This is a genomic window from Lysinibacillus fusiformis, assembly GCF_003049525.1.
Taxonomy (GTDB): domain Bacteria; phylum Bacillota; class Bacilli; order Bacillales_A; family Planococcaceae; genus Lysinibacillus; species Lysinibacillus fusiformis.
Map to the genome: position 1 here is coordinate 1 of NZ_PYWL01000003.1, position 25359 is coordinate 25359.

The 25359-nt window shown below is 37.1% G+C and carries 28 protein-coding genes, 1 tRNA gene and 1 riboswitch; of the genes, 25 read left to right on the forward strand and 4 right to left on the reverse strand.

Annotated features, from left to right (window positions below; translation table 11 throughout):
- The 3 genes from C9J29_RS08845 to C9J29_RS08855 form a co-directional block, all read left to right on the forward strand.
- Nucleotides 1–492: IS3 family transposase (locus C9J29_RS08845; RefSeq protein ID WP_107922020.1), on the forward strand; the 492-nt coding region annotated here is incomplete at its 5' end.
- Between the two features lie 123 nt (nucleotides 493–615).
- A complete protein-coding gene (uvrC, locus tag C9J29_RS08850; RefSeq protein WP_107922021.1) occupies nucleotides 616–2406 on the forward strand; it encodes an excinuclease ABC subunit UvrC in 1791 nt (596 codons plus the stop codon).
- A gap of 92 nt (nucleotides 2407–2498) precedes the next feature.
- Nucleotides 2499–2677: riboswitch (Lysine riboswitch) on the forward strand.
- Nucleotides 2678–2808: 131 nt separating this feature from the next.
- Complete coding sequence (locus tag C9J29_RS08855) at nucleotides 2809–4035, forward strand: aspartate kinase (protein ID WP_107922022.1); 1227 nt, start codon at nucleotides 2809–2811, stop codon at nucleotides 4033–4035.
- A gap of 90 nt (nucleotides 4036–4125) precedes the next feature.
- On the opposite strand, the gene C9J29_RS08860 is transcribed toward C9J29_RS08855, so the two are convergent.
- Nucleotides 4126–4560 carry a YslB family protein gene (locus tag C9J29_RS08860; RefSeq protein ID WP_008179166.1) on the reverse strand — a complete coding sequence of 145 codons (435 nt, stop codon included), beginning with the start codon at nucleotides 4558–4560 and terminating at the stop codon, nucleotides 4126–4128.
- Nucleotides 4561–4832: 272 nt separating this feature from the next.
- Between C9J29_RS08860 and C9J29_RS08865 the strand changes: the two genes are divergently transcribed.
- The 13 genes from C9J29_RS08865 (at nucleotide 4833) to C9J29_RS08925 (ending at nucleotide 15101) form a co-directional block, all read left to right on the forward strand.
- Nucleotides 4833–5441, forward strand: coding sequence for a succinate dehydrogenase cytochrome b558 subunit (locus C9J29_RS08865; protein WP_008179164.1), 609 nt, complete (start codon nucleotides 4833–4835; stop codon nucleotides 5439–5441).
- Nucleotides 5442–5506: 65 nt separating this feature from the next.
- Nucleotides 5507–7261 (forward strand): succinate dehydrogenase flavoprotein subunit, encoded by a 1755-nt coding sequence (gene sdhA / locus C9J29_RS08870; protein WP_008179162.1) that lies wholly within the window; start codon nucleotides 5507–5509, stop codon nucleotides 7259–7261.
- Nucleotides 7262–7266: 5 nt separating this feature from the next.
- Nucleotides 7267–8046, forward strand: coding sequence for a succinate dehydrogenase iron-sulfur subunit (gene sdhB / locus C9J29_RS08875; protein WP_008179159.1), 780 nt, complete (start codon nucleotides 7267–7269; stop codon nucleotides 8044–8046).
- A gap of 249 nt (nucleotides 8047–8295) precedes the next feature.
- A complete protein-coding gene (locus C9J29_RS08880; RefSeq protein WP_008179157.1) occupies nucleotides 8296–8760 on the forward strand; it encodes an acyl-CoA thioesterase in 465 nt (154 codons plus the stop codon).
- Nucleotides 8761–8948: 188 nt separating this feature from the next.
- Nucleotides 8949–9170, forward strand: a complete 222-nt coding sequence (locus tag C9J29_RS08885) for a helix-turn-helix domain-containing protein (RefSeq protein ID WP_004226437.1) — start codon at nucleotides 8949–8951, stop codon at nucleotides 9168–9170.
- 74 nt (nucleotides 9171–9244) lie between these two features.
- On the forward strand, nucleotides 9245–9697 hold the full coding sequence (locus C9J29_RS08890; RefSeq protein WP_008179154.1) for a MarR family winged helix-turn-helix transcriptional regulator: 453 nt from the start codon (nucleotides 9245–9247) through the stop codon (nucleotides 9695–9697).
- 10 nt (nucleotides 9698–9707) lie between these two features.
- Entirely contained in the window at nucleotides 9708–10505 is a 798-nt protein-coding gene (racE, locus tag C9J29_RS08895) for a glutamate racemase (protein WP_008179152.1), read from the forward strand.
- Between the two features lie 131 nt (nucleotides 10506–10636).
- Nucleotides 10637–11383, forward strand: coding sequence for a ribonuclease PH (gene rph, locus C9J29_RS08900; protein WP_025114540.1), 747 nt, complete (start codon nucleotides 10637–10639; stop codon nucleotides 11381–11383).
- A gap of 1 nt (nucleotide 11384) precedes the next feature.
- The gene (locus C9J29_RS08905) at nucleotides 11385–11978 is read left to right on the forward strand and encodes an XTP/dITP diphosphatase (protein WP_089985737.1); all 594 of its coding nucleotides are present in this window, start codon (nucleotides 11385–11387) and stop codon (nucleotides 11976–11978) included.
- Nucleotides 11979–11990: 12 nt separating this feature from the next.
- Complete coding sequence (locus tag C9J29_RS08910; protein ID WP_025114542.1) at nucleotides 11991–12494, forward strand: metallophosphoesterase; 504 nt, start codon at nucleotides 11991–11993, stop codon at nucleotides 12492–12494.
- Between the two features lie 124 nt (nucleotides 12495–12618).
- The gene (locus tag C9J29_RS08915) at nucleotides 12619–14079 is read left to right on the forward strand and encodes a protein adenylyltransferase SelO (RefSeq protein WP_107922159.1); all 1461 of its coding nucleotides are present in this window, start codon (nucleotides 12619–12621) and stop codon (nucleotides 14077–14079) included.
- Nucleotides 14080–14179: 100 nt separating this feature from the next.
- Nucleotides 14180–14353 carry a DUF2639 domain-containing protein gene (locus C9J29_RS08920; RefSeq protein ID WP_008179143.1) on the forward strand — a complete coding sequence of 58 codons (174 nt, stop codon included), beginning with the start codon at nucleotides 14180–14182 and terminating at the stop codon, nucleotides 14351–14353.
- 58 nt (nucleotides 14354–14411) lie between these two features.
- A complete protein-coding gene (locus tag C9J29_RS08925) occupies nucleotides 14412–15101 on the forward strand; it encodes a YqjF family protein (protein ID WP_008179141.1) in 690 nt (229 codons plus the stop codon).
- Between the two features lie 41 nt (nucleotides 15102–15142).
- Here C9J29_RS08925 and C9J29_RS08930 read toward each other — a convergent pair whose 3' ends face one another.
- Both C9J29_RS08930 and C9J29_RS08935 read right to left on the reverse strand, forming a co-directional pair.
- A complete protein-coding gene (locus C9J29_RS08930) occupies nucleotides 15143–15811 on the reverse strand; it encodes a hypothetical protein (protein ID WP_237068791.1) in 669 nt (222 codons plus the stop codon).
- A gap of 76 nt (nucleotides 15812–15887) precedes the next feature.
- A complete protein-coding gene (locus C9J29_RS08935) occupies nucleotides 15888–16634 on the reverse strand; it encodes an SDR family NAD(P)-dependent oxidoreductase (RefSeq protein WP_090002285.1) in 747 nt (248 codons plus the stop codon).
- Nucleotides 16635–16857: 223 nt separating this feature from the next.
- Here C9J29_RS08935 and C9J29_RS08940 point away from each other — a divergent pair.
- From C9J29_RS08940 to C9J29_RS08955, 4 genes are all read left to right on the forward strand, one after another.
- Nucleotides 16858–16931, forward strand: a tRNA-Arg gene (locus C9J29_RS08940).
- A 373-nt stretch (nucleotides 16932–17304) separates the two neighbouring features.
- Nucleotides 17305–17919, forward strand: a complete 615-nt coding sequence (locus C9J29_RS08945) for a hypothetical protein (protein ID WP_107922024.1) — start codon at nucleotides 17305–17307, stop codon at nucleotides 17917–17919.
- Nucleotides 17920–18016: 97 nt separating this feature from the next.
- Nucleotides 18017–18583, forward strand: a complete 567-nt coding sequence (locus tag C9J29_RS08950) for a DUF4352 domain-containing protein (RefSeq protein WP_090002186.1) — start codon at nucleotides 18017–18019, stop codon at nucleotides 18581–18583.
- 957 nt (nucleotides 18584–19540) lie between these two features.
- Nucleotides 19541–19762, forward strand: a complete 222-nt coding sequence (locus C9J29_RS08955; RefSeq protein ID WP_089987122.1) for a hypothetical protein — start codon at nucleotides 19541–19543, stop codon at nucleotides 19760–19762.
- Between the two features lie 159 nt (nucleotides 19763–19921).
- Here the strand turns inward: C9J29_RS08955 and C9J29_RS08960 are convergent, their stop codons facing one another.
- Nucleotides 19922–20560, reverse strand: coding sequence for a hypothetical protein (locus C9J29_RS08960; protein WP_107922025.1), 639 nt, complete (start codon nucleotides 20558–20560; stop codon nucleotides 19922–19924).
- Nucleotides 20561–21045: 485 nt separating this feature from the next.
- Here C9J29_RS08960 and C9J29_RS08965 point away from each other — a divergent pair, with 485 nt between their 5' ends.
- The 5 genes from C9J29_RS08965 to C9J29_RS08985 all read left to right on the forward strand — a co-directional run bounded on the left by C9J29_RS08965 (nucleotide 21046) and on the right by C9J29_RS08985 (nucleotide 25352).
- Complete coding sequence (locus C9J29_RS08965) at nucleotides 21046–21219, forward strand: thiazolylpeptide-type bacteriocin (protein WP_008179393.1); 174 nt, start codon at nucleotides 21046–21048, stop codon at nucleotides 21217–21219.
- 71 nt (nucleotides 21220–21290) lie between these two features.
- Nucleotides 21291–21464, forward strand: a complete 174-nt coding sequence (locus C9J29_RS08970; RefSeq protein WP_008179395.1) for a thiazolylpeptide-type bacteriocin — start codon at nucleotides 21291–21293, stop codon at nucleotides 21462–21464.
- A 78-nt stretch (nucleotides 21465–21542) separates the two neighbouring features.
- Entirely contained in the window at nucleotides 21543–21716 is a 174-nt protein-coding gene (locus C9J29_RS08975; RefSeq protein ID WP_008179397.1) for a thiazolylpeptide-type bacteriocin, read from the forward strand.
- A gap of 152 nt (nucleotides 21717–21868) precedes the next feature.
- Entirely contained in the window at nucleotides 21869–22906 is a 1038-nt protein-coding gene (locus C9J29_RS08980; RefSeq protein WP_107922026.1) for a hypothetical protein, read from the forward strand.
- Complete coding sequence (locus tag C9J29_RS08985; protein ID WP_089987126.1) at nucleotides 22875–25352, forward strand: lanthionine biosynthesis protein; 2478 nt, start codon at nucleotides 22875–22877, stop codon at nucleotides 25350–25352. The genes C9J29_RS08980 and C9J29_RS08985 overlap by 32 nt, the downstream gene beginning before the upstream one ends.
- The last annotated feature ends 7 nt before the right edge of the window (nucleotides 25353–25359 follow it).

Below are 25359 nucleotides of genomic sequence, written 5' to 3' on the forward strand. Positions count from 1 at the left end.
AAAATGAACGAGAAATGGGTAACAGACGTGACAGAGTTCCATCTATTTGGTGAGAAACGCTATTTATCACCCGTCCTTGATCTATGTAATGGCGAAATCATTGCATACTCGGTTATGAAGCGTCCAGTGTATAAACTAGTCCATAATATGTTAGAACAAGCATTGGAGCGCCTTGAATCAAGTGATCAAGTTATTCTTCATTCAGATCAAGGTTGGCATTATCAAATGAAAAAGTATCAACAAACATTAAAGCAACATGGTATTACGCAGAGTATGTCCCGTAAGGGTAATTGTTTGGACAACGCAGTCATCGAAAATTTCTTTGGCTTATTAAAATCTGAACTCCTGTATCTACAAGAATTTGAATCTATGGCACATTTTGAACAGGAGCTCAATGACTATATTCACTACTACAATCACAAACGAATGAAAGAAAAATTAAAAGACCTAAGCCCGGTGGAGTACCGAACTCAGGTCTTAGCAGTTGCTTAACTAAATATGTCTAACTTTTTTGGGTCAGATCACAATTGATGTGTTCGGCTTTTTTTCGTTATATAATAAGGAAAGATAAAAATGATTCATTGAGGGGAATCTTACGTAGGGGGCAGGTAGGTAATGAACGATTTAATCAAGCGTAAACTGGATATTCTACCAGACCAGCCTGGCTGCTATTTGATGAAAGATCGACAGGGGACAATTATATATGTCGGTAAAGCGAAGGTACTGAAAAATCGTGTTCGTTCTTATTTTACAGGAACACATGAAGGTAAAACGCAAAGACTTGTAAGCGAAATAGAAGATTTTGAGTATATCGTGACATCATCGAATATTGAAGCACTCATTTTAGAGCTGAATCTCATCAAACTGCATGATCCAAAATACAATGTCATGTTAACAGATGATAAGACGTATCCATATTTAAAAATTACGAATGAAAAACATCCTCGTCTAATTACGACACGTAAAGTAAAAAAGGATAAGGCTAAATATTTTGGACCGTATCCCAATGCCTATGCGGCAAGTGAAACAAAGAAGCTGTTGGACCGTTTATATCCACTACGAAAATGTGTGCAGCTACCTTCAAAAGTTTGTTTGTATTATCATATGGGTCAATGTATAGCACCTTGTGTGAAACAAATTGATGGTCATGTTTACCAGGAAATGATTGAGGATATGACGAAGTTTCTTAACGGCGGTGTGGAGGCAGTCAAAAAGGAGCTTGAAATAAAAATGCTTGCGGCTGCCCAAAACTTAGAGTTTGAACGAGCTAAGGAGTTTCGTGATCAAATCGCCCATATTGATACAGTTATGCAGAAACAAAAAATAGTATCAAGTGACACTACTAACCGTGATATCTTTGGCTATGCTGTGGAAAAAGGATGGATGTGTGTTCAGGTTTTCTTCGTTCGGCAAGGTAAACTGATCGAGCGAGATGTTTCTATTTTCCCGATCTATCAAGACGCAGAGGAAGAGTTCCTAACATTTGTGGGACGGTTTTATGAAAAACCAGAACATATTAAGCCAAAAGAAGTTTTTATTCCACAAGCAATTGATGGTGCCATTTTAACGGAATTGTTAGGTATCAAAGTTCTTACGCCAAAACGAGGTCAAAAAAAGGAGTTGGTAGATTTAGCGACGAAAAATGCTGAAATTGCAGTGTCCGCTAAATTCCAACTTATTGAACGACAGGAAGAACGTACTATTGGTGCATGCGAGGCACTTGGTGATGCAATGGGCATAACGACACCATTACGAATTGAAGCTTTTGATAATAGTCATATGCATGGAACAGACGCCGTATCTGCAATGGTTGTTTTTATTGATGGCAAACCCGCCAAAAAGGAATATCGCAAATATAAAACCCGTACAGCAGCCAAGCATGATGATTATGGTGCTATGCAAGAGGTAATCCGTCGACGCTATATTCGTGTTTTGAAGGAAGGTCTTCCATTACCAGATTTAGTGCTAATTGATGGTGGTAAAGGTCAAATGGAAGTTGCGCGTGAAGTATTAGAGGATGAATTAGGACTAGTTATACCTATTGCTGGTTTAGCAAAGGATGACAAGCATAATACATCCCAGCTATTGTTTGGTGATCCGCCAGAGGTCATTGCCTTAAAACGTACAAGTGACGGTTTTTATTTATTACAACGAATACAAGATGAAGTCCATCGTTTTGCGATTACCTTCTTGCGTCAACAGCATGAAAAGCATGCTATACAGTCTGTTCTGGATCAAATCGAAGGTGTCGGTCCAAAACGAAAACAGCAGTTACTGAAACACTTTGGTTCCGTGAAGAAAATACGGGAGGCTAGTGAGCTAGCTTTACAGGAAGCTGGGATGCCAGCTAATTTAGCAAATCATATTTATGCCTATTTTCAGCAGGAGACATTGTCAAAGGAATAGACATATGCTAAGGTTGTAAATAACATTGTGATCCAATGTTATTAGCCCACTTGCTATATGAGGGCGGAAAAATTTAATATAATCACTTTTAAGGTGATGATAGAGGTGCAAGATTCAAAAGTAGCGCAAAAGAGGATGAACAAATCCTAAGACATTGCGTGAAAGGGGACCTTGCCGAAGTACAGCATTGTTGTTTCCGCTGTTGTACTGGTTTTGCATTTAAAAAATGTAAGACTGTCGATTCTAAACGTTTCGGAGAGCTATCACACATGCGCAAGTTTCGTTATTGTACATGTTATAGGCAGCTTTCACGTTTTGTGAAGGCTGCCTTTTTAGTTTTCTAGAGGCTGTTTTACACCTCATTTTAGGTGAATTACATGACTGGAAAGGAGAACAAAAGAAATGTCTAGAATAGTAATGAAATTTGGAGGGGCTGCTTTAGCATCGCCCGAACAAATTCAAGAGGCTGCACGAAAAGCAATTGCTGAAAGAGATAGAGGATTCGATGTGGTAGTAGTAGTTGGTGCGATGAGACAAACGATACAGGATGTGAAAATGAGCGTACTTCATTTCACGGATGATGTGTCAAAACGTGAATTAGATGCAGTTGTATCTTCATGCTCTCAGTTATCAAGCTCCGTATTTGCCATTGCAATACAAGAAGCTGGCTATAATGCGGTGTCACTAACAGGCTGGCAGGCTGGCATTTCCACGGATCATATGCATAGTCATGCAAGGATCAATCATATCGATGTTAGCCGTATTGATGAACATTTGCTGCAAGGACAAATCGTCGTTATTGCTGGAGATCAAGGCATTGACAATGACCAAAATATAACAACGCTTGGGAAAGGTGGAACCGAAACGACAGCCGTTGCACTTGCTGTTGCATTAGATGCTGAACGGATAGACATTTACACGAATGTTGATGGTGTGTATACAGCAGATCCACGCTTTGTTGTAAAAGCACAAAAACTACAGGAAATTTCCTATGATGAAATGTTAGAGATAGCACATTTAGGATCACACATCATTCATCCACGTGCAGTGGAGTTAGCTAAAAAGTTCCAAATGCCAGTGATCATACGCTCTAGTTTAGTGGAGTCAGTAGGTACTTTATTGAAGGAGGAAGTAGAGATGGAGAAAAATTTAGTTGTGCGTGGTGTTGCCTTTGAATCAGATGTTATTCGTTTAACAATTGGGTATGATGCTTATTCACATGCTTCATTAGCGGATATATTTTCAACTCTTGCTGAAAATCGCATCAACGTGGATATCATTGTTCAAGCAATCATTGATGGATTAAAACCAACTGTGTCCTTTTCGATTTTGAAAGAAGAATTTGCAGAAGCTTTACGTGTTTTAGAGGATAGTAAAGTATCACTTGGCTTTAGCTTTGCTGATTTCGAAATTGGATTGGCGAAAGTTTCGATAGTTGGCTCCGGTATGGTCTCGAATCCAGGTGTCGCTGCTCGCATGTTCGATCGTTTACGTCGTGAGAATATCCCTGTGAAGATGGTGAGCACCTCAGAAATTAAAGTGTCTGTTGTAGTACCACAGGATGAAATGATTCGTGCAGCAAATGCATTGCATGATGAATTTAATTTAGAGCAGGCTCTTTACATATAATAATAGAAGAAACAGCATTTTCTGTAATTGTCCGAAATAAAAGGAAGGATTGTCACCCCGTTTATGGAATGGGGAGACAATCCTTTTTTGTTACTCTGTTGGAATCGTATGCATAATTCGTTCCTTCACGTCCCATTTGACTGTAAACATAACGTAATGTTGCTTTTCACGTTTTTCATCATAACATTCTGTTAAATAGCCTTTAGCTAGCTGAATCTGTTCAGCTATAAATCCTGCTTCAAGTCTGAAGCTGCGTTGTTTGATTTGCAAGATTTCAGGGTCGTTTGTCAACTGGAAAATACGTCCGTCCTTCGATTCTTTCATTAGCTCTAATGTACCCCAACAGGCATCTGCGAAAAATGCGATTAGTTCGTCTTGACTTTTACATGGAAACTTGCGCGCAAGCTCTTTACCTGCCCAATAAAGGACATCATCCTCATGTTTACCGAGTATAGAAGATAGAATATGATCGCGAATGATCTCATAACCAAAGGATGAGATTGTAGGAGATGGAGTGTTTAACATTGTTATCCTTCTTTCTTAGAATTTTCTTATAATTTAACGTTAATAAAGTAATGGTAGATTTTTCGAGAAAAAACGACGCATTATGCACTAGATTAGTTCTTTAATAAGCTCTATGAAAAACTCCGAGTTGCCTTGACGCTCGTAGCTCTTGAGAGTACAATAAACATGTCATAATATTGTACCATGATGAAATACACAGTCAATGAAGTATCATTTACAAAATGATGACTTCTTTTGTTGTGCTATTTTAAGTACTAAGGGGGGTAACAGTCTTGTCGAAAGATCGAGAGTTTTTATGGCGTCGCTTACATTCTCTACTTGGGATCATTCCAGTAGGTCTGTTTTTAACGATGCACCTGTTCATTAACTTTACAGCAACAGGCGGGGCAGATAGTTATAACGATGCTACCGCAGTAATGGAAAAGATTCCATTCCTTATCCTAGTTGAATGGATTGTCATCTATATTCCATTGATGTTCCATGCATTTTATGGAGTGTTCATTGCATTCACTGCTTCACCAAACACAGGACGTTTCAGCACATACCGTAACTGGATGTTCTCATTACAACGTTTCACTGGTGTATTCCTAGTGATTTTCATTGCATGGCATATTTTCCAAACTCGTATTCAAAAAGCACTTGGAACACACGTTGATTACGACATGATGGCGAATATTGTTGCTAATCCATTCATGCTTGGGTTCTACATTGTTGGTATTTTATCAGCAACTTTCCACTTATCTAACGGTTTATGGGCATTCCTAGTAAGCTGGGGTATTGTACAATCTCCTCAGTCTCAAAAGATTGCTACTTACGTAACAAACATCATTTTCGTAATTCTAAGTGTAGTTGGTGTGGCTGCTATTTTAGCTTTCGTATAATTCAATAGAGCTACGATAGAGCACATGCAATCATTGCAATTTTTTAAGAGGAGTGAGAAATAATCATGGCGAAAAGCAAAGTAATTGTTGTCGGCGGTGGTCTTGCCGGTCTGATGGCAACGATTAAAGCAGCTGAAGTTGGTACTGAAGTTGATTTATTCTCATTAGTTCCTGTAAAACGCTCACACTCTGTTTGTGCGCAGGGCGGAATTAATGGTGCAGTAAATACAAAAGGTGAAGGGGATTCTCCATGGATCCACTTTGATGATACAGTATATGGTGGGGACTTCTTAGCGAACCAACCACCAGTTAAGGGTATGTGTGATGCAGCACCTGGCATTATCCATTTAATGGACCGTATGGGTGTTATGTTCAACCGTACACCAGAAGGATTATTAGATTTCCGTCGTTTTGGCGGTACTTTAATGCACCGTACAGCTTTCTCTGGTGCAACAACTGGTCAACAATTACTATATGCGCTTGATGAGCAAGTTCGTTCTCATGAAGTAGCTGGTTTAGTAAATAAATATGAGCACTGGGAATTCCTTGGTGTTATTATCGATGAAGACGGCGTGTGCCGTGGTATCGTAGCGCAAGATATGCGTACAGAAGAAATTAAATCATTCCGTGCAGACGCTGTTATTATGGCGACTGGTGGCCCTGGTATTATTTTCGGTAAAACAACAAACTCTGTTATTAACACAGGTTCTGCTGCTTCTATCGTTTACCAACAAGGTGCTTCATATGCGAATGGTGAGTTCATCCAAATTCACCCTACAGCGATTCCTGGAGATGACAAAAACCGTCTAATGTCAGAATCAGCTCGTGGTGAAGGTGGTCGTATTTGGACTTATAAAGACGGTAAACCTTGGTACTTCTTAGAAGAAAAATACCCAGCTTACGGTAACTTAGTGCCACGTGATATTGCAACACGTGAAATTTTCGACGTTTGTGTAAACCAAAAACTTGGTATCAATGGCGAGAACATGGTATACCTAGATCTTTCTCATAAAGATCCACATGAGTTGGACGTTAAACTTGGTGGAATCATCGAAATCTACGAAAAATTCGTAGGAGATGACCCACGTAAATTACCTATGAAAATTTTCCCAGCAGTTCACTATTCAATGGGTGGATTATGGGTTGACTACAACCAAATGACTGAAATTCCTGGTCTATTTGCAGCAGGTGAATGTGATTACTCTCAACACGGCGCAAACCGTCTTGGTGCGAACTCATTATTATCTGCTATCTATGGCGGTATGGTTGCAGGACCAAACGCAGTAGATTATGTAAAACATCTTAAAAAGCATGCAGAAGATATTCCACAAGAGATTTACGATGCTCGCGTAACAGAAGAACAAGCAAAATGGGATGCTATCATGAAAATGGAAGGCACAGAAAACGCTTACTTACTGCATAAAGAGCTTGGTGAAATGATGACTGCTACAATGACTGTAGTACGTTACAATGATCAGCTTGAAGATACATTGAAAAAACTTGATGACCTTACTGAGCGTTGGAACAACATCAACATCAACGATACGCAAAAATGGAGTAATCAAGGCGCTCACTTTACACGTCAGCTTAAAAATATGTTAGTACTTGCGAAAGTAATGACAAAAGGTGCATTATTACGTAATGAATCTCGTGGTGCGCACTATAAACCTGATTTCCCTAACCGTGATGACGAGCAATTCTTGAAAACAACAATGGCGAAGTTTGACCCAACTACTGGTAATCCAATCATCACGTACCAAGAAGTCGACGTTTCTTTAATCCCACCACGTAAACGCGACTACTCTGCGAAAGGAGACTAAAAGTAATGCAAATCGCAGCTAATACTGGAAGAATGGTTAAAGTTGAAATCTTACGTCAAGATACACAGGGCGGAAATAGCTACTGGCAAAAATTCCAAGTGCCTTACCGTCATGGTATGAACGTAATTTCTATTTTAATGGAAATTCAAAAAAATCCTGTTACAGAAAATGGTGAAAATACTTCGCCAGTATCATGGGATATGAACTGTTTAGAAGAAGTTTGTGGTGCATGTTCAATGGTTATTAATGGCCGTCCACGTCAATCATGTTCAACACTTGTTGACCAATTGACTGAGCCAATTAAATTAGAGCCAATGAAAACATTCCCTGTTATTCGTGACTTACAAGTTGACCGTGAACGTATGTTCAACGCGCTTAAAAAAGTGAAAGCATGGGTACCGATCGATGGTACTTATGATTTAGGTGAAGGTCCACGTATGCCAGAAGGTAAACGTCAATGGGCTTATGAATTATCTAAATGTATGACTTGTGGTGTATGTATGGAAGCATGTCCAAACGTGTCTGAAAAAGCTTCATTCATCGGGCCAGCTCCATTATCACAAGTACGTCTTTTCAACACTCACCCAACTGGTGCAATGATTAAAGATGAACGTTTAAATGCTATTATGGGCGATGGTGGCCTTGCAAACTGTGGTAACTCTCAAAACTGTGTTGCTGCATGTCCAAAAGGTATTCCTTTAACAACATCAATCGCTTCATTAAACCGTGCTACTACAGTGCAAATGTTCCGTAACTTCTTCGGTTCCGACCACTTCGTAGACTAATCGGACAAGCTGACTCCCTTACACTTAGTGTGAGGGAGTTTTTTATTGTGATATAAACATAGTTAGCATAGTTCAAGGAAAAACCATACTATAGAAAGAAAAGAGATGTAGCAATAAAATAAGGGAATTTTGGTTTTTCCTATGATAATATAGCATTTTCTTTTATAATGAATATGTATTCATTATTTATGGGCTGTCTGAACCAAACTAAAAAAGATGGCCAATTAATTAAAGGGGGATGGTGCTAATATGAAAGCAAGTTATATTGAAGACTTCCAAGAGTGGGAAAAGGGTTTTTCCTTTTATAGTGAGGCACGAGTACGATTTTCAGAAACAGATATGTATGGACATATGAATAATACGGTAAGCTTTACATATTTTGAACAGGCAAGAATTGATTATTTCCGACATGTAGGTATTTTAATGCCATCTGTAGCTGATGAGAATGTAAAGAGTATACCGATTGTAGCAGATTTACAATGTGATTATGTAAAGCAGGTTTTCTTTGATGACGTGCTACGAATTTACACTAAAATAGCGAAAGTTGGAAGTTCATCAATGGATATTCATTATTTAGCAAAAAATCAAAGGGATGAAGTGTGCTTCACAGGTCGAGGAACAATTGTGCAAATGGACCCTCGAACAGGTAAAAGTGTACCGATTTCTAAAGAAGAAAGAGCACACTTGATTAGTTTGGAAATTATCCCTCATTAAGTGAGTAGGGCTATTGCATAAATAATTATGAGAATAGTAGGAATTATGTTTTACATAAAATTTATGAAAATGTCGAAGCAATTTCCGAAATTTTTAAGGAAACATGTAATAATCATGCAAATAGCCGTCACCGCTTCAAGCCCCTTAACATAAGTTACAATACGTGCGGGGGAGGAGGGTGTAACTGAATGAATGGCTCTCATCATCGTTCTCTATTAACGAACCGAGAACGTGAAATATTTGCGCTTTTATTAGCTGAAAAAACAACGAGAGATATTGCAGAGCAGCTTGGTATTAGTGAAAAAACAGTGCGAAATCACATTTCCAATACAATTCAAAAGCTAGGTGTAACAAATCGATCTCAGGCGTTAATTGAGCTGTTACGCTTAGAAGAATTTAAATTAGACTAATGGACACTTGCTATTTCGTGAAAAAAACGACAAAATAGAACTATTCAACGTATTTTTAGGAGTGAAATAGTTATATGTCGGATGAAGTAACAAAACACTCACCTGAAACCGTTGCAACGGTTGAAAAGGAATTACGCTATATAGCGGCCATCGTGAAGCAAAAGGGAAGAGAAATTGTTTCCGACTATGCGATTACGCCGCCACAATTTGTTGCATTACAGTGGTTAGAAGAGCTTGGTGATATTACAATTGGCGAATTATCAAACCGTTTATATTTAGCTTTTAGCACGACAACAGATTTAGTGGACCGGATGGAGAAAAATGAATTAGTCAAGCGTATGCGTGATGAAAATGACCGCCGTGTCGTTGTTGTTCATCTTCTCGAAAAGGGCGAACGTATTATTCAAGAGGTTATAGAAAAAAGACAGCAATATTTGCAAGAGATGCTTGTAGGTTTTGATGAGCAAGAAGTCGCGCAATTATCAAGCTACCTAGAAAAACTACATGTACACATGAAACAGGATTGAGGCGGAAAGTATGAATGCCCCGATAGGCGTTATTGATTCAGGAGTAGGCGGGTTAACCGTAGCAAAAGAAATTATGAAGCGATTGCCAAACGAAACGATTTATTATATTGGCGATACAGCAAGATGTCCATATGGTCCAAGAAGCCGTCAGGAAGTACGGAACTTCACTTGGCAAATGGCGAAAGCGCTAGAAAAAATGAATGTTAAGATGCTCGTTATTGCTTGTAATACAGCGACTGCAGTAGCACTCGAAAGTTTACAAAGAAATATGCCTTTTCCGGTACTAGGCGTTATAAATGCTGGCGCACGTGCAGCTGTAAAGAAAACGAAGCGACATGAAGTCGTTGTGCTTGCAACAGAAGGAACAATTAAAAGTGGTGCATATGAAGAGGCCTTACTGTCACTTAATACGTCAACACATATTATTCCACTAGCCTGTCCAACTTTCGTTCCACTTGTAGAAAGTGGCGAATATAAAGGTGAATTTGCGACGAAGTTAATAGCAGAAGGCTTAAAGCCGTTGAAAAATCAACAATTTGATACGGTTATTTTAGGGTGTACACATTACCCTATTCTACAAAAACAAATTGAAGCTGTCGTAGGAGATGAAGTGAATGTTTTATCTTCTGCGGAAGAAACAGCAAAGGATGTTCAAGAAATGCTAGCTTATAATGGCACTTTAGCAAATGCAAATACAGTGCCTGCTCATAAATTTTTTGCAACTGGTTCTGTTCCAATTTTCCGTTCAATCGCTGAAAATTGGTTGGAGCAAGGTACTCTCGACATAAAACGCATTACATTAAAATAAAAAATCAGCTTAGCAATGGGCTAGGCTGATTTTTGCCGTTTTCAGCATTTTACATAATCATTGAGTACTTTTTTGAAGAAATAAATTATGATAAGATGAGGGCGCGAAAGTTTTTAGGAGGAACAATAAATATGACAAGATTTGATGGAAGAATGGCAGATGAACTGCGACCTGTAAAAATGGATGGGGAGTATTTATTACACCCAGAGGGCTCGGTCTTAATTCAAGTAGGAAATACAAAAGTAATTTGTACAGCAACAATCGAAGACAAAGTGCCTGGCTTTTTACGCGGGCAAGGGAAAGGCTGGATCACAGCTGAATATTCGATGCTACCTCGTGCAACAGCTCAACGTACACCGCGTGAATCATCTCGTGGGAAGGTCAATGGACGTACAATGGAGATTCAACGCCTAATTGGGCGTGCATTACGTGCTGTGGTCGATTTAGAGGCTCTTGGAGAGCGTACGGTATGGATCGATTGTGATGTGATTCAAGCAGATGGTGGCACTCGTACAGCCTCTATTACGGGAGCATTTGTTGCGATGACACAGGCAATTGCTAAATTTGCGGAAGAAAAGCCGTTCGTCAAGTTTCCTGTAACCGATTTTTTAGCGGCAACTAGTGTAGGGATTGTGGAAGAACAGGGTGCTGTTTTAGATTTAAATTATGTAGAAGATGTGGCTGCTGCTGTTGATATGAATATTGTTATGACAGGTGCAGGTCGCTTTGTGGAATTACAAGGTACTGGCGAGGAAGCAACATTCTCTCGTGAAGAATTGAATGATTTATTAGCACTAGGTGAAAAAGGCATCCAGCAATTAGTTGAGCTCCAAAAAACAGCGCTTGCCGAACAAGCAAACATGGTCGGAGGGAAATAATATGAAACAGGTAGTGATCGCAACAAAAAATAAAGGAAAAGCCAAAGATTTCGAAGCATTATTTGGCCCACTTGGTTATGAAGTTGTCACAATGTTTGAAGTAGCACCAGACATGGAAATAGAAGAAACAGGTACAACATTTGAAGAAAATGCAATCTTAAAGGCAGAAGCCCTAGCGAAAAATCTTGGTACCATTGTGATTGCTGATGATAGTGGTTTAGCAGTAGATGCATTAAATGGTGAGCCAGGGGTCTACTCTGCACGTTATGCTGGTGATCATGATGATGAAGCTAATATGGTGAAGCTGCTAGAAAACCTACAAGGTGTTGAAGATGGCAAACGTACCGCTCGATTCTGCTGCTGTATTGCTATTGCAGGTCCAGATTTTGAAACGACGACTGTATTTGGTACTTGTGAGGGCGTGATTGCACATGAGAAACGTGGTACGAATGGCTTTGGCTATGATCCAATCTTCTTTGTTCCAAGTCTAAATCGTATGATGGCTGAGCTTTCGCCAGAAGAAAAAGGTGCTATTTCTCACCGAGGTAATGCTATTCGTAAGTTGAAGGAGCAATTGCCGAATCTTATTAAATAAGAGGTGGTATTCATGAAAATACTTATCATGAGCGATACACATGGCGACAGTCAGGTGATCGACAAGGTTAGAAATTTTTATCCTGAAATAGATGTTTGCATACATTGTGGTGATAGTGAGCTTCCTTATGTACATGATGCATTAAAAGGAATGAAAAAAGTACGAGGGAACTGTGATCGGGAGGAAGCTTTTCCTGAGGAAGAAATTTTTACAGTCGATGGCGTAAGAATCTTGGTGACTCATGGTCATTTATTTAATGTGAAAAGTTCCATGCTGTCCTTAACCTATCGGGCAAAAGAATTGAATGCCCAAATTGTTTGTTTTGGTCACTCTCATATTCTCGGGGCTGAAATGATGGATCATGTTTTATTTATCAATCCAGGAAGCTTATTAAAGCCACGGGGTCGCAAAGAAAAAAGCTTTGCCGTGCTAGAAATAGAAGATTCGACTTTTACAGTGGAATTTTGGACGGATGATCAACAATGTATGTCAAGTCATACTTTCCAACGAAATTAATACGACTTAAAAATCCGCATTACTCTTCAAGTAAGCGGATTTTTATATGGGGTGGTAAAATTGACTAGGAATGAATGATGTTGAAATAGAAAAAATAAATAGAAAAGGTAACAAAGGAGAAAATATGGAAAAGACAATTGGCTGGCAAATGGACAATAGCTATGTTCAACTACCAAGTATTTTTTATTCCGGTATGACGTTAAACCCTGTTCGTTCACCCGAATTAGTCCTGTTAAATGAAGCGGTAGTTGCGTCACTAGGATTAAATAGTCAAGCTTTAAAAAGTGAAGAGGGCATAGCCGAATTAGCTGGTAATAAAGCCCCTGATGGTAGTATTCCTATTGCGCAGGCTTATGCAGGACACCAGTTTGGACATTTTAATATGTTAGGTGATGGACGGGCTCTTTTATATGGCGAGCAAATAACACCCTTAAATGAACGCATGGATATCGCACTAAAAGGGTCTGGCAGAACACCTTATTCTCGTGGTGGAGACGGAAGAGCCGCATTGGGGCCTATGCTTAGGGAGTACATCATTAGTGAAGCGATGTTTGCGTTGGGGATTCCCACTTCCCGAAGTTTAGCGGTAGTGAGTACAGGTGAAACGATTATCCGTGAAACTGATCTACCTGGCGCTATCCTTACGAGAGTTGCCAGCAGTCATTTACGGGTAGGGACCTTTCAATATGCCGCACAATGGGGTACAGATGAGGAACTCCAGATTTTAGCACATTATGCCATAGAACGGCATTACCCAAATCAACACGGTGACACGAATCGCTATCTTTATTTATTGCAGGAAGTCATTAAAAAACAAGCATCACTTATAGCAAAGTGGCAGTTAGTGGGCTTCATTCATGGGGTCATGAATACTGATAATATGACCATCAGTGGGGAAACCATTGATTATGGACCGTGTGCCTTTATGGATGCCTATGACCCAGCGACAGTGTTCAGTTCAATTGATCGACAAGGGCGTTATGCGTATGGTAACCAGCCAAACATTGGTGGTTGGAACTTAACACGCTTGGCAGAGGCGTTACTTCCCTTAATTCATGAAAATCAAGAGCAAGCCATTGAACTTGCTCAAGCTACCTTAGAACAATATCCTAAGCTGTACGCTCAAAACTGGCTGAAAGGAATGCGAGCAAAATTAGGGTTATTCGATGAAGAGCAAGAGGATATGAAGCTTATAGAAGAACTTTTACAGCTCATGCAACAGGACAGAGCGGATTATACTAATACGTTCATCGCCCTAAGCTTTGACCAAATCGATAAAACCTCGTTATGGAAGTCGTCAGCATTTAAAGACTGGCATCAAAAATGGCTTGCACGATTAGCAAGACAGTCACAAACAAAAGACACGTCACAACAATTGATGCGTCAGCATAATCCCGCCATTATTCCACGTAATCACAGGGTGGAGGAGGCATTGGAAGCGGCTGTAGAGCGGGGAGACTATAGTGTGATGAATAAATTAGTGACAGCTCTGGCACAGCCCTTTGCCCACACGCATGAACAACAGGAATATGCTTCATTACCAGAACCGTCTAATCAACCTTATCGAACTTTTTGTGGCACATAAGTAGACAACGAGAGGAATGGCTCCTCTCGTTTTTTTATTGTGCAATGGCACCCTACACAAACCAAACGCATACCCTATGTATGAATAAAGGTAAAGGAGAATGGATTCGGTGCATAAATATTCAAAAGGTTGGTTTGTAAAAGAGCTACGAACACATGGCATTTTAGTACATCCACAACTTAAAAGTCATCTAGGGTTATTTAAAGAATCTGAATTACGAAATTTATATTATCGCTATGTAGAAATAGAAGCGGCTGAGCAGATTCAAAAATAGCTATATTGTTTGAATAACTCCTTTCTAGGAAAAAATGGGCATAGAAAGGAGTTTTACTATGTGGATGATAGCACAGACATGGCAGGATGTCCTATTTTTACATTGGCCAGTATCACCCCCAGAATTAGAAAAACATATACCTCCAGAACTGACGCTAGATCTATTCGCAGAAGATGCCTGGGTAAGTGCGGTACTTTTTAAAGTCCATAGGCATCGCATGCGATTTCTACCACCCATTCCTGGCTTGAATACTTCCTTACAATTGAATGTACGAACATATGTAGAATTTGAGGGCAAGAAAGGAATCTATTTTTTTCATTTAGATGTGACTAATTATGTCTTCTCAAAAATAACGGCATTAGTCAGCTTACCCTATCGATACTCAAAAATTGAAGGAAAGCAAAGGGATAATGACAACACCTATACGAGCTATTATAAAACATTGGATGAAAGATTGAGGGTGTCCTATACAATAGGGAACAACACTCAAACTAATTTTGACCAATGGCTTGTAGAACGTTACCATTCATGGGCAAAATGGAACGATACATTATTTCGTATTGATATTCAACATACACCGTGGGACTTACAACAAGCCGAAGTAAAGATTCAAAGCAATACGTTAGCTTCTTTTATGAAGGGAACCTTTCAAGGGACACGACCCATTGCACATTATGCAAAGACAAAAGAGGCAAAAGTTTTTCCTCCAGTGATTGAGCAACGGAAAACAAGATCTATACAAAAATAGACCTTGTTTTTTGTAAGTGAGAGAAAAAAACTGTTTTTATTTTAAAAGAGATAACAAAATTGCATGACAATAGCGCCGGCAATCATATCTGACATGGCAAGTGCCTCAGCCTCAATTTCATCAAATATGTCCACGTCAGCTTGATAATCTTTTTGAATCATGGTCACAGCTTCATTCTTTGTTAAAGCCAAATGCATATAAAACATCTTTTGTACGGCCTCCATACTTAAATAAGGATTGATCGTATGCAAAAATTGTGCAATATCGTCAGCATTACGATACCAATCTCTCTCTTTTGCCTCAGCCGTCGCTGTATCTCCTTTAGTAGCAGCAGTCACTAACTGAGCTGCAATCACAAGATGCTCTTTAATTAAAGCTGCATATCGATCTGCTATAGAGTCACCATAAAAGGGACGGAGGCAATTCCCTAAATCGGTTGCATTTCGTAACAAACGCTGCTGTACAAAGGGTAAATCGGGCAAATTGAAAACGATGCTAATAATCGTCATCCGTGTCCAATTTACATGCTCCATCCACAGTAGCCGATTCATCGCCATATAATCCGCCTCTGCTTTACTAATACAGCGTCGATTATCAGCTGAACGTAAAAAATGACGAATCGGTGCTGTGTATTGCGTAGAGGGGGATTGATACAATTGGCTTAATGAAAACCCATTTGAATAAGGGTGCAAAACCTCACTCCTTTTCATTCTTTTTCCTACACTAGCATACTCCCAGGTAGCTCTATGTATGAAAGCAAAGAAGGCCAAGGGAAGAGATCTAGCATCAATCCTCGTACATCATTTTCTTCGTCATCCCACCGTCGACCGTTAAGTTAATGCCCGTAACAAAATCATTCAACGGATTTGTTAAATAAAGACATGCTTGAGCAATATCCTCTGGCACACCCACTCTCCCTGATAAATGCTGCGCATGGTCAATCGGACGAAGTTCCTCATAATTGCCAGTCTCAATCCACCCAGGCGAAATACAATTCACAGTGATCTGATCAGGACCAAACGATCGTGCTAAAGCATGAGTCAATGCCACAATCCCACCTTTTGTAGCGGTATAGGCTTCAGTAAAAGGTTCAGACATTTCAGCCCGTGTAGAGGCTAGACATACAATCGAGCCTCCTTTGGCATTGTGCCTCATCACTTTCGCAGCCTCCCTTGCACAGAAAAAGGCACTTGTTAAATTCGTTTGCAAGAGATCGTTCCACTCCTCCCACGTAATATCATAAGGGGATGTATGTTGAAACTTTCCAGCATTATTAATGAATATATGAATCGACCCATATTGTGCGACCGCTCGTCGCATCAATGAAACAATATCCTGTTCCTTCGCCACATCCGTATGAACAAAGATGACAGAGAAGCCCTGATCGACCAAATCCGTCTCTAATTGCTGACCTAATCCCTTATTGATATCAGCAATAACCACCTTCGCACCCTGTCGTGCATACGCTAACACAATGCCCTTGCCTATTCCTTGTGCACCACCAGTAACAACTACAACAGCATCCTTAAACATCTACATACCTCCCATTGATTTCTAGCCAATATTTTAACAAAAATTTTCATGTTCGACCTATCGATAAGGCAAAAAAATGGTATAATCTATATGGTGAAAACATATGATAAAACATAGATGAGGGAAACCTTGCCTACATAGTAAAATTAATGTTGACATTACGCCATATAATACATATAATAAGTATTGTCCTTCCTATGGAATACATAAGAAACGACATCATGTCTCAGTAGCTCAGCAGGATAGAGCAACGGCCTTCTAAGCCGTCGGTCGGGGGTTCGAATCCCTCCTGGGACGTCATACAAAGCCTTACAGCCACAACGGTTGTAAGGCTTTTTGTTTTAATTCAAATTGTTTAGTTTATAAATGGTGCCCAAAGTGTGAACAAGGTCCGTGATATGTTTCATATAAATGCCATAGATATTCATTGTTGTCCTAATTTTAACATCCCAAGTGAGTTTGAACTTTCAGGTGCTCACCTTCATAAGTAGCAGAATTCTAGGTAAATCGGTTTTTTTTCTTCTAACGCTCCCATCATTGATTTATTGAAGTTGGTCGATCATTGAAGGTATTTGTTATTGTGGATTTAAACAAATGTATAAATATGAAAATAGTATTAGAAATTCCTTCATTATCCATGTATATTTGTGAAGAAGGGAGATTGAAAAAAATGAAAAAAATTCTTATTATACCACTTACATTGCTACTAAGTATTTTATTAATAGCTTGTAACCAGAGTGATGAAAGTGGTAAGAAAACAGATGGTGCTGATAAAGCATCCGAAGAGCCATTAAAAGTTGATAAAGGTCTTTTAAATGTTGAAGTCACAATACCAGCTACATTATACATGGGGCAAGACGTAGATACTATTATTTCTGAGGCAAAAAATAGTGGAATTAAGGACGTCATTAAGAATGATGATGGTTCTTTAACTTATAAAATGTCAAAATCCAAGCACAAAGAAATGATGAAGGATTTAAAAGAAAGAATTGTAAAAAGTGTAGAAGAACTTAAAACAAGCGAAGATTTTGCTTCTATAAATGATGTAGCTTATAACAAATCATTTTCTGAGTTTACACTCACAGTAAATAAAGAAAAGTATGAGGGGAGTTTCGATGCAATAGCGTCTTTTGGGCTAGCTTTAGCAGGTATGTACTATCAATTATTTAACGGTGCGGACGTAGAAGATTATAATGTCACAATAAATTTTAAAGATGAATCAAATGGAAAAGTATATGATACTATGGTTTATCCAGAGGCTTTAAATGAAAATGCCAACAAGTAAGTTGAAGAGCACCTAATGGGTGTTTATTCTATTTTAAACTTAAGAGTATAGTGAAATCTCACTATATTATGTATATTTATGTATAGGAGCGATTTTAATGAAAAGAACATTTATTTATCTATTTATGTTCTGTCTGTTTTTAGCTGGGTGTGGAAGTAATCCTACAAGTAACTCATTAGCAAATGAAACAAGTAAAGATAAAATAGACGAAAAGATTGAAGAAGAATCAAAGGAAGAACAAAAAAATGAAGAATTCGAACTTAAACAAATTGGTGAAACTTTTAAATTAGAAGATTGGGAAGTTACTTTGGAGTCGTTTGAATTTAACAAGACTATTATAAGAGAATCGGTTTCAACTGAAGCTAATGAAGGAAACAAGTTTTTAATACTGAATTTTAACGTTATTAACAATGGAACAGAAGCTGATCAGTTAATGAAACCAAGGGATGGAGCGTCTATAAAAGCTGTTTTTAACGACAAATATGATTATGAAATTTCTTTAACTTTAATGGATGGTGATTTACATCACGAAAATGTGCGCCCTTTATCAACTGCTAAAGGGTTTGTTGCTATCGAAATGCCGGATAATGTAGTGGAGGCTTCAGAAAGTATAAGTATCTTCATGGAGAAAGAAGAAGATAAAGTCCAAATAAATATACGATAATTTATTAAAGCATCCTTTAATTAAAAATAGGATGCTTTTTATTATCTCGAAAAGATGTGGGATAATGGCAACAATTAGAATAGCAATTCAATGCGGATACACCAGCTGTGGATAGGGCCAGGGTCACCTTACTTATAAACCCAAATTTAGTAAAACTTGTTATAAAAGTGTAAGGCGGTTACTTTACAATAAAGATATATTATTTCTATTTATGGAATATTATAAGTAGTCAAGTATGGGAGAATTGATTTAGATGAATAACGATAATGTTTTTACTTGGGGAAGTGCTGAGAATCCTACGATAGTTTTTTTACATGGTTTAGGGAGTGCAGCATTAGCCTTTAAAGAAATGAGTAAGTAGTTTGATGGGTGTTGTAAATCTATTCGTGAAAATAAAGTAGTTATTTTTAACAACTACAATTTTGATTCTCTGATAAGCTGTAGTAACGATCATTCTTTCTTTTGTATTGCTTTAAACATTAATATAATTCCTAAAATACATAAACTCCCTGATAATAGAGTAAGGACTATTTTCCATCCTTCACTGACAATTTGGAAATATTTTAGATATAAAGCGACTCCATATATGCACAATAATATACCCCAAATCGTTCTTAACATTTTCATAGAATTCTCATTCCTTCTTCTACAAGGTTTTAAATATTTCTGTATAGCGATTGTAACACAATATATGTTAATCTGGTGTGGAAATGGAAATTTAGTGACATTGAGACCCCATAAGATAGAAGAAAAAGCTTGAAATAGAAGTCCTATATTACTGGTTTTCTAGAATTCATTATTATTTGATAAATAAGATATTGTGTCAGAAGTAAGTTTCAATAGTAGGCGAATCCTTTAAAGAGGCTACCTCCATGAAGTTTGTGTAAAATATCAAAAAATTGTAAAATAATACATAATTAAATATACAAAATATTCAATTATTAGGAGGTGGAGTGTGTGGATGAAAAGAAGTACGGGAAATGGCAAGTTTTAGCTATCATATTGATGATAGCATTATTAGTTGCAGCGTTTGTTTTATTTTTCTCAGGTCATTATATGGTCGGATTTGTACTATTTGGAGTTTTCATGCTGCTTTTGAATTTTGTGAGTAGTTGGAAAGCCCTTAATAATTCAGAATATGTTTATTTAAAAAATCATAAAAACAATGTGAAATGGTAATTTAAATGGGGTCCCTCATAAGATATTGTTCAGCCAGAATTTTCTGGCTGAACTTTTTTATGGTTAATCTATCAGTAACTAAGGTAAAACCTTGAGCCAATGTAAGACAGAAATCCCCTATACCAAAAGGACTGGCGTGTATGAACTTCATCATACACGTTAGTCGAATAAGGAATCTATGTTAAAATACTGCGTTAATGGCAATTTCCTACCTTCCTTATCCCATTTATGGTATTCATCAAAAACTACCATCACATTATGATTTGCACGTACCTCTATTAAATACTTGACAGCCATAAAACTAAGCCAATAATCAAACATTATACTCGTTAAACCTCCCTGATAACTAAATTTTCCAAACTCATCCAAGGAATGATTGCCGTATTTGGTTTTAAATATTTCTATCATTTTTGATTCTATTTCAGTAATTTTATTAAATTCAACGCTATTCAATAAATATTTCCTTGCTAAATAATCACACATTCCTTCTTCGAACCATATGCTGTCCTTTCTCTCATCATCGAACTCATCAACGAATAAATTTGAATGATGAGTTAATTGATGCCCTAATATCGTTAATAATTGATTTTCCGACATATTTTCATAAAACTCTTTTAGACTTGGGTGATCATTCTCATGACCTTCTAACTGGCTAACTAATAATTTCCTCCAACCTGATAAGTCAGGAGAAATATAAATCGTATCCTTGTTTGTAAAGGCAGGTATAGGTATTTGAGAAAATATAGCTGTAGCTAATTCTTCGGATGTCCAACCTATACCTTTTGGTAAATCCCTCAAAGCATGATTTTGTTATAATGCGTGTTGGAATTTTAATAAATTTTGCGTAAGTCTCTCGATGATCCCCTAAAATATGGAGAAATCCTCTTTACTTTCAAAAGCATATATATGTTTCATTAAATCTACCCTCTTTTCTAATTTTTTTATTAACCATTAAATGGTTCTAGTATACCATTTTTACAAATGTTGGAGTTTGGTAAAAATTCATCTAGCGAGAATGGTTGACTGTTATCTCCTATAGAATGGAAAAAAACGCTTGAGAAAAATGCTTAAGCGGTTCTTTTTCATTCAAATCAATCATGTTTATATTGCCATCAATCAGGAAAATAACAAATTTTATTGACAGTTAAGATAGAAAATTGCACACCTAATTTAGCTAACAAGGACACCTAAGTATAGAGGAGCAGTTTGTATGAAAGGAATGAATAACCGTAGAATTCTCGAGTTATAGTGTGTATGTAAATAAATGAAAGGAGAAAAGAAAAATGGAAAAAGACTTAAGAAAAAAAGAACTGAGTGCAAATGAATTCGATTTAGAAGTAGAATTATTAGATTTGGATGAAGTGTCAGCGATTCCAGAAACAACAGCAAGCAGTGGCTCAACAAGTTGTTCAGCTTCATCAACATGTGGTTCAACATCATGCTGTGGTTCTTGTTAATAATTCACTTGGACAAATTTAAGTTTTTATTGTAGAAACCAAATAATCATTATTTATAGGAGGAACTAAAGATGAAAAAAGAGATGACTACTCAAACAGTAAATGCAAAAGAATTTGATTTAGAAGTGGAATTATTAGATTTGGATGAAGTGTCAGCGATCCCAGAAACTACAGCAAGCAGTGGCTCAACAAGTTGTTCGGCATCATCAACATGTGGTTCAACATCATGCTGTGGTTCTTGTTAATAAATGTTTGGAAGAGGTAGAGTCGGTTTCGAAAAATAGTATAAACAATTAATTACTATTAATGGGGAGGAACAAGGGATGAAAAAAGAGATGCATACGCAGGAAGTAACTACAAAAGAATTTGATTTAGAAGTGGAATTACTAGATTTAGACGAGGTGTCTGCGATTCCAGAAACAACTGCAAGCAGTGGCTCTACAAGTTGTTCAGCATCATCTACATGCGGCTCAACATCATGCTGTGGTTCTTGTTAATGACTTAAAAAATGGAGCGGTTGAAACAACATATTGTGACAACCGCCCAATTCTCTTTATTTGAAGATGCTAAACCATGAAGAATTGAACAAATGAATTTTTAGAATCAAACATTGTCTTGTTAAAGAAAAAATACATAAGGGTGTGTTGCCATGTATCAAACCTGTATTTATAACTATGACAGTTCATTAGAACAATCATTGCTATTACTTATTGATGAGTTGTGGGATAAACATCAATATTTTGTGTCAAAAGGCTGGGAGGGGGGACCTCATATTCAGTTGATTACAAAAAATAAAATTTCACAATCTGAATATGACACTTTGAAAAAAAGAGTGCGCCAGCTAATCGAAGAACAGCCATTGGATAAATCATATATTGATCAAGTGAAGAAAAAATATGAGCAAAGCTTCCGATTGCTATCAAATTTAGAAAATAAGAAAAATGAACGAGCTATTCGAGAACACGGGGAAATGGACATATATCCTTATAATTTGCCTGTTCATAATGAACGATTAACGAATTTATATATGAACGAACGATTCAGACATTACCCATTGCTATTGGATACTCGAAACTATATAGAAGCACAGAACATTAGCGTTGAGGAGCTGTTTCCCCTTATTTTTTCGAGAATTTCAGATGTCTATCATGAAAAGAATAATAATAAAGGTTATTTTTCGTTTGTCTCGCATGTTCAGGGCTTCTTTGAGCTTTCTGCCAAGCAAGAGAAACCATATACCGAAAAGTTATTTGAGACATTTTATTTAGAAAAACAATCAGGTTTAGAAGCTGCAGAGAAAGCACATTCTCCAATAATCAATAGATGGTTTAACTATTTTACAGAGTTCTATGGAAGTTGTTTAAGTCAGGTGGATGAATTGTTAGACGATCACTATAAAGCGGAATTGACTCGTACTATTGAGGAATTAGAGAAGAATTTTAAAAATGAATTTCATAGGAATTTTGTTGCCTATTCAAAGGAAAATAACTTTATGGAAAATCCTGAGGCAACGGCTTATAGATTTACCGTAAATCTGCTGTATTTACTATTACCTTACTTTAATATAAGTGCTTTGAAGAAGCAAAAGTATATTTATATGGCTTACAGAATTGTGGAAAGTAAAAAAGGGATGACTTGGAGGGAGGAGTTAGGACTTGACTATAATCGTTACTCAAAATCCATTTAGTATTTATCGAGGAACCAATACTTCTGATCAGTGGTACTTTGAAATGAGAGAAAAAGCGAAGGAAATTCAGTCTGCTAAAGAAGCGATTGACAATGTTCATGCAAAAGTTGAAAGAGAGAAAGAAATGGTAGTCAGTCAAATTGAAGAAGAGTTCTCTCTACAAAAGGATCCGAAGCTATTGAATCTGAAACGGGATGTTCATAATTTGCGTAGCATTCGTTTAAGGAAATACTCAGGGCCAATTTTATTGAATCGACTAGTAGAGCTTTTAGATCAATTAGAGTTGTATCAAGAAGCACTGCAACAAAGGTATGAGGAAGCTGTATTGAAGTCAAGAGAGATTCTGCAACGAGAAATAGCAGATGAGCAGCTGCAAAAGACCGTTTTATTTTTTAATCAAACTATTTATAAGAACATTGAAAAATATTTATCCAAACCTGTCCAAACACATAATAAAAAAGAAAAAAAGTTGGACAATTTTATTATCAACTTGTTAATGCGCAGCTCTATGAAGACTAGTCCGTTTTCTTATCTTACGCAAACAGGCTCTTCTGGTAATCGATTTTTAATCAAAAAGAAGGCAAATATCGAATTAAACCATGCGCTACTTTTTAGAATATTTTTGGAAGTTATTCGTACGAACAATGATACATTAGAAAAAATTCCAGTCCATGTTTCTAAATTTGGGCAAAGGAATTCTAAAATCTTTTTTGTCACGCAAGAGAATGTACCGCAATCTAAGAAAATATATGAAACAAGAGATAAGCTGGTTGAGATGGGGATTGCGGAAGAAGTAATTCAATTTCTAAAGAAAAAACAAGGGCAAACTATGTATTATAAAGAATTTGCTCAATTTCTAAGTGAACATGATCTTTATTCGGGGCATGAGTTGGATGTATTTAAAAAGCTTGTTACCACGAAAATCGTAGTACAAAAAATTTCAGTAAATGCTAAAAGAAATCTTGTAGAAGAAATGATTTCCTATTTAAAAGACCATGATATTTGCGAAGAGCTATCACGCCAGCTGCAATTCATTAATGAATTGCAAAAGGAATTCGAGCAGGCAGATACAAATGGGCGGTTAGTTCTTTGGAAAAAGATTGAGGATATTATTAAAAATTTGAGTGAAACTATTCCGAATTTTGGTACGGAGATTCTATATGAAGATATCTTGTTTGATGCTCAAAGTAATAAGAGCAGCCTTAAAGATATTGACAATAAATTTTCTAATCATTTTTTTGAAGAAATTACGGCATTTTTACTGTTGTTTGATGTGAATATTCGTGTGCAATACGAAGTTGCTGCGCTTTATAAAAAAATATATGGGCACTCGGAGATAAGTTTATCTGACAGCAATTTATTAAACAATGTATTCTTCGAAAAATTGAGATACTTCTTCCCTTATTTCCAAGACATGGATTACCGCTATGATGACGCGATTGCACCTGAAGTAAAGATTTTGGATGATCTTAGAGACGAATTTAAAGCATTCTTTTCCCAATACTTAGATGAAAATCAAGATGTAGAAATAGATTTTCAGGAACTAATCAAGCCCTTCTCTAAAAAAATTCCTACGTATATTAAATACGGCAATGAATTTAGTATGACATTCTTTTATCAGCTTTTTCAGGAGAAAGTAATTTTAAACGATATTTATGACGGTCAGGAGAAATTTTTATCCAGGTTTAAAGACTTCTTTGAGGATTTGAATAATGATTCACAGTATCAAGAATATATAGGGAAAAATTATTATGATAAAAATTATTATGAAGTGACAGAGCTGTTTGGATTTAATGGCGGTATTCATGATAGAAATTATAAACAAAAATTAAATTTAGAGTTTGGAAATCAGAGATTCCATGATGTTGGGTATCCTCATATATCAGATTTTTCGGTTAAATACGATGAGAAAACGAAAAAATTGAAAGTGCTCGACCATCAGAAAAATGAAGCAAGGGTCGCCTATAAATCGTCATTAGTGCCAGTGTTTCTACCAGGTGTTTTATCTGTATTGCTACTTCTGTTTCAAAGCGGAAGAATTAACTTTGATATAAATTACTTTTTGAAAAAAAGAAGTGATATGCCAAGAATTAGTTTTGAAAATATTGTGATGTACAGAAAGAAGTGGAATATCAAACACGAGGATATTGAGCGTATAAGCAAGGATGCGGCAAATGAAGTAGAGCTGTATTCATTAATAAATAACTATTTTCAAGACAGGGATTTACCTGAAACTTTCTTTTTAAAGAAATACCGTATGGGTGAAGAAATTTCTGCGATGAAGCCATTGTTTATTGATATTACAGTACCCATACTATTCAAACATTTTATGAATGAAATTACTAATGAAGAAAGTGAAGATCCTACGTTCTTTATCGAAGAGGTGTTACCTGAATTTAATAATGAGCTTAGGGAATATGTTGTGGAATATACGATTGACAATTAGGAGGGTG

Bases quoted from the DNA above. Each gene is read 5' to 3' on its own strand.
- C9J29_RS08915 (WP_107922159.1), top strand. From the start codon at position 12,619: ATGGAAAAGACAATTGGCTGGCAAATGGACAATAGCTATGTTCAACTA.
- C9J29_RS08965 (WP_008179393.1), top strand. From the start codon at position 21,046: ATGGAAAAAGACTTAAGAAAAAAAGAACTGAGTGCAAATGAATTCGAT.
- C9J29_RS08945 (WP_107922024.1), top strand. From the start codon at position 17,305: ATGAAAAAAATTCTTATTATACCACTTACATTGCTACTAAGTATTTTA.
- C9J29_RS08910 (WP_025114542.1), top strand. From the start codon at position 11,991: ATGAAAATACTTATCATGAGCGATACACATGGCGACAGTCAGGTGATC.
- C9J29_RS08880 (WP_008179157.1), top strand. From the start codon at position 8,296: ATGAAAGCAAGTTATATTGAAGACTTCCAAGAGTGGGAAAAGGGTTTT.
- C9J29_RS08855 (WP_107922022.1), top strand. From the start codon at position 2,809: ATGTCTAGAATAGTAATGAAATTTGGAGGGGCTGCTTTAGCATCGCCC.
- sdhA (WP_008179162.1), top strand. From the start codon at position 5,507: ATGGCGAAAAGCAAAGTAATTGTTGTCGGCGGTGGTCTTGCCGGTCTG.
- C9J29_RS08890 (WP_008179154.1), top strand. From the start codon at position 9,245: ATGTCGGATGAAGTAACAAAACACTCACCTGAAACCGTTGCAACGGTT.
- C9J29_RS08860 (WP_008179166.1), bottom strand. From the start codon at position 4,560: ATGTTAAACACTCCATCTCCTACAATCTCATCCTTTGGTTATGAGATC.
- C9J29_RS08950 (WP_090002186.1), top strand. From the start codon at position 18,017: ATGAAAAGAACATTTATTTATCTATTTATGTTCTGTCTGTTTTTAGCT.
- C9J29_RS08980 (WP_107922026.1), top strand. From the start codon at position 21,869: ATGTATCAAACCTGTATTTATAACTATGACAGTTCATTAGAACAATCA.
- C9J29_RS08970 (WP_008179395.1), top strand. From the start codon at position 21,291: ATGAAAAAAGAGATGACTACTCAAACAGTAAATGCAAAAGAATTTGAT.
- C9J29_RS08975 (WP_008179397.1), top strand. From the start codon at position 21,543: ATGAAAAAAGAGATGCATACGCAGGAAGTAACTACAAAAGAATTTGAT.
- C9J29_RS08920 (WP_008179143.1), top strand. From the start codon at position 14,180: ATGGATTCGGTGCATAAATATTCAAAAGGTTGGTTTGTAAAAGAGCTA.
- C9J29_RS08885 (WP_004226437.1), top strand. From the start codon at position 8,949: ATGAATGGCTCTCATCATCGTTCTCTATTAACGAACCGAGAACGTGAA.
- racE (WP_008179152.1), top strand. From the start codon at position 9,708: ATGAATGCCCCGATAGGCGTTATTGATTCAGGAGTAGGCGGGTTAACC.
- C9J29_RS08925 (WP_008179141.1), top strand. From the start codon at position 14,412: ATGTGGATGATAGCACAGACATGGCAGGATGTCCTATTTTTACATTGG.
- C9J29_RS08935 (WP_090002285.1), bottom strand. From the start codon at position 16,634: ATGTTTAAGGATGCTGTTGTAGTTGTTACTGGTGGTGCACAAGGAATA.
- sdhB (WP_008179159.1), top strand. From the start codon at position 7,267: ATGCAAATCGCAGCTAATACTGGAAGAATGGTTAAAGTTGAAATCTTA.
- uvrC (WP_107922021.1), top strand. From the start codon at position 616: ATGAACGATTTAATCAAGCGTAAACTGGATATTCTACCAGACCAGCCT.
- C9J29_RS08930 (WP_237068791.1), bottom strand. From the start codon at position 15,811: ATGAAAAGGAGTGAGGTTTTGCACCCTTATTCAAATGGGTTTTCATTA.
- C9J29_RS08905 (WP_089985737.1), top strand. From the start codon at position 11,385: ATGAAACAGGTAGTGATCGCAACAAAAAATAAAGGAAAAGCCAAAGAT.
- rph (WP_025114540.1), top strand. From the start codon at position 10,637: ATGACAAGATTTGATGGAAGAATGGCAGATGAACTGCGACCTGTAAAA.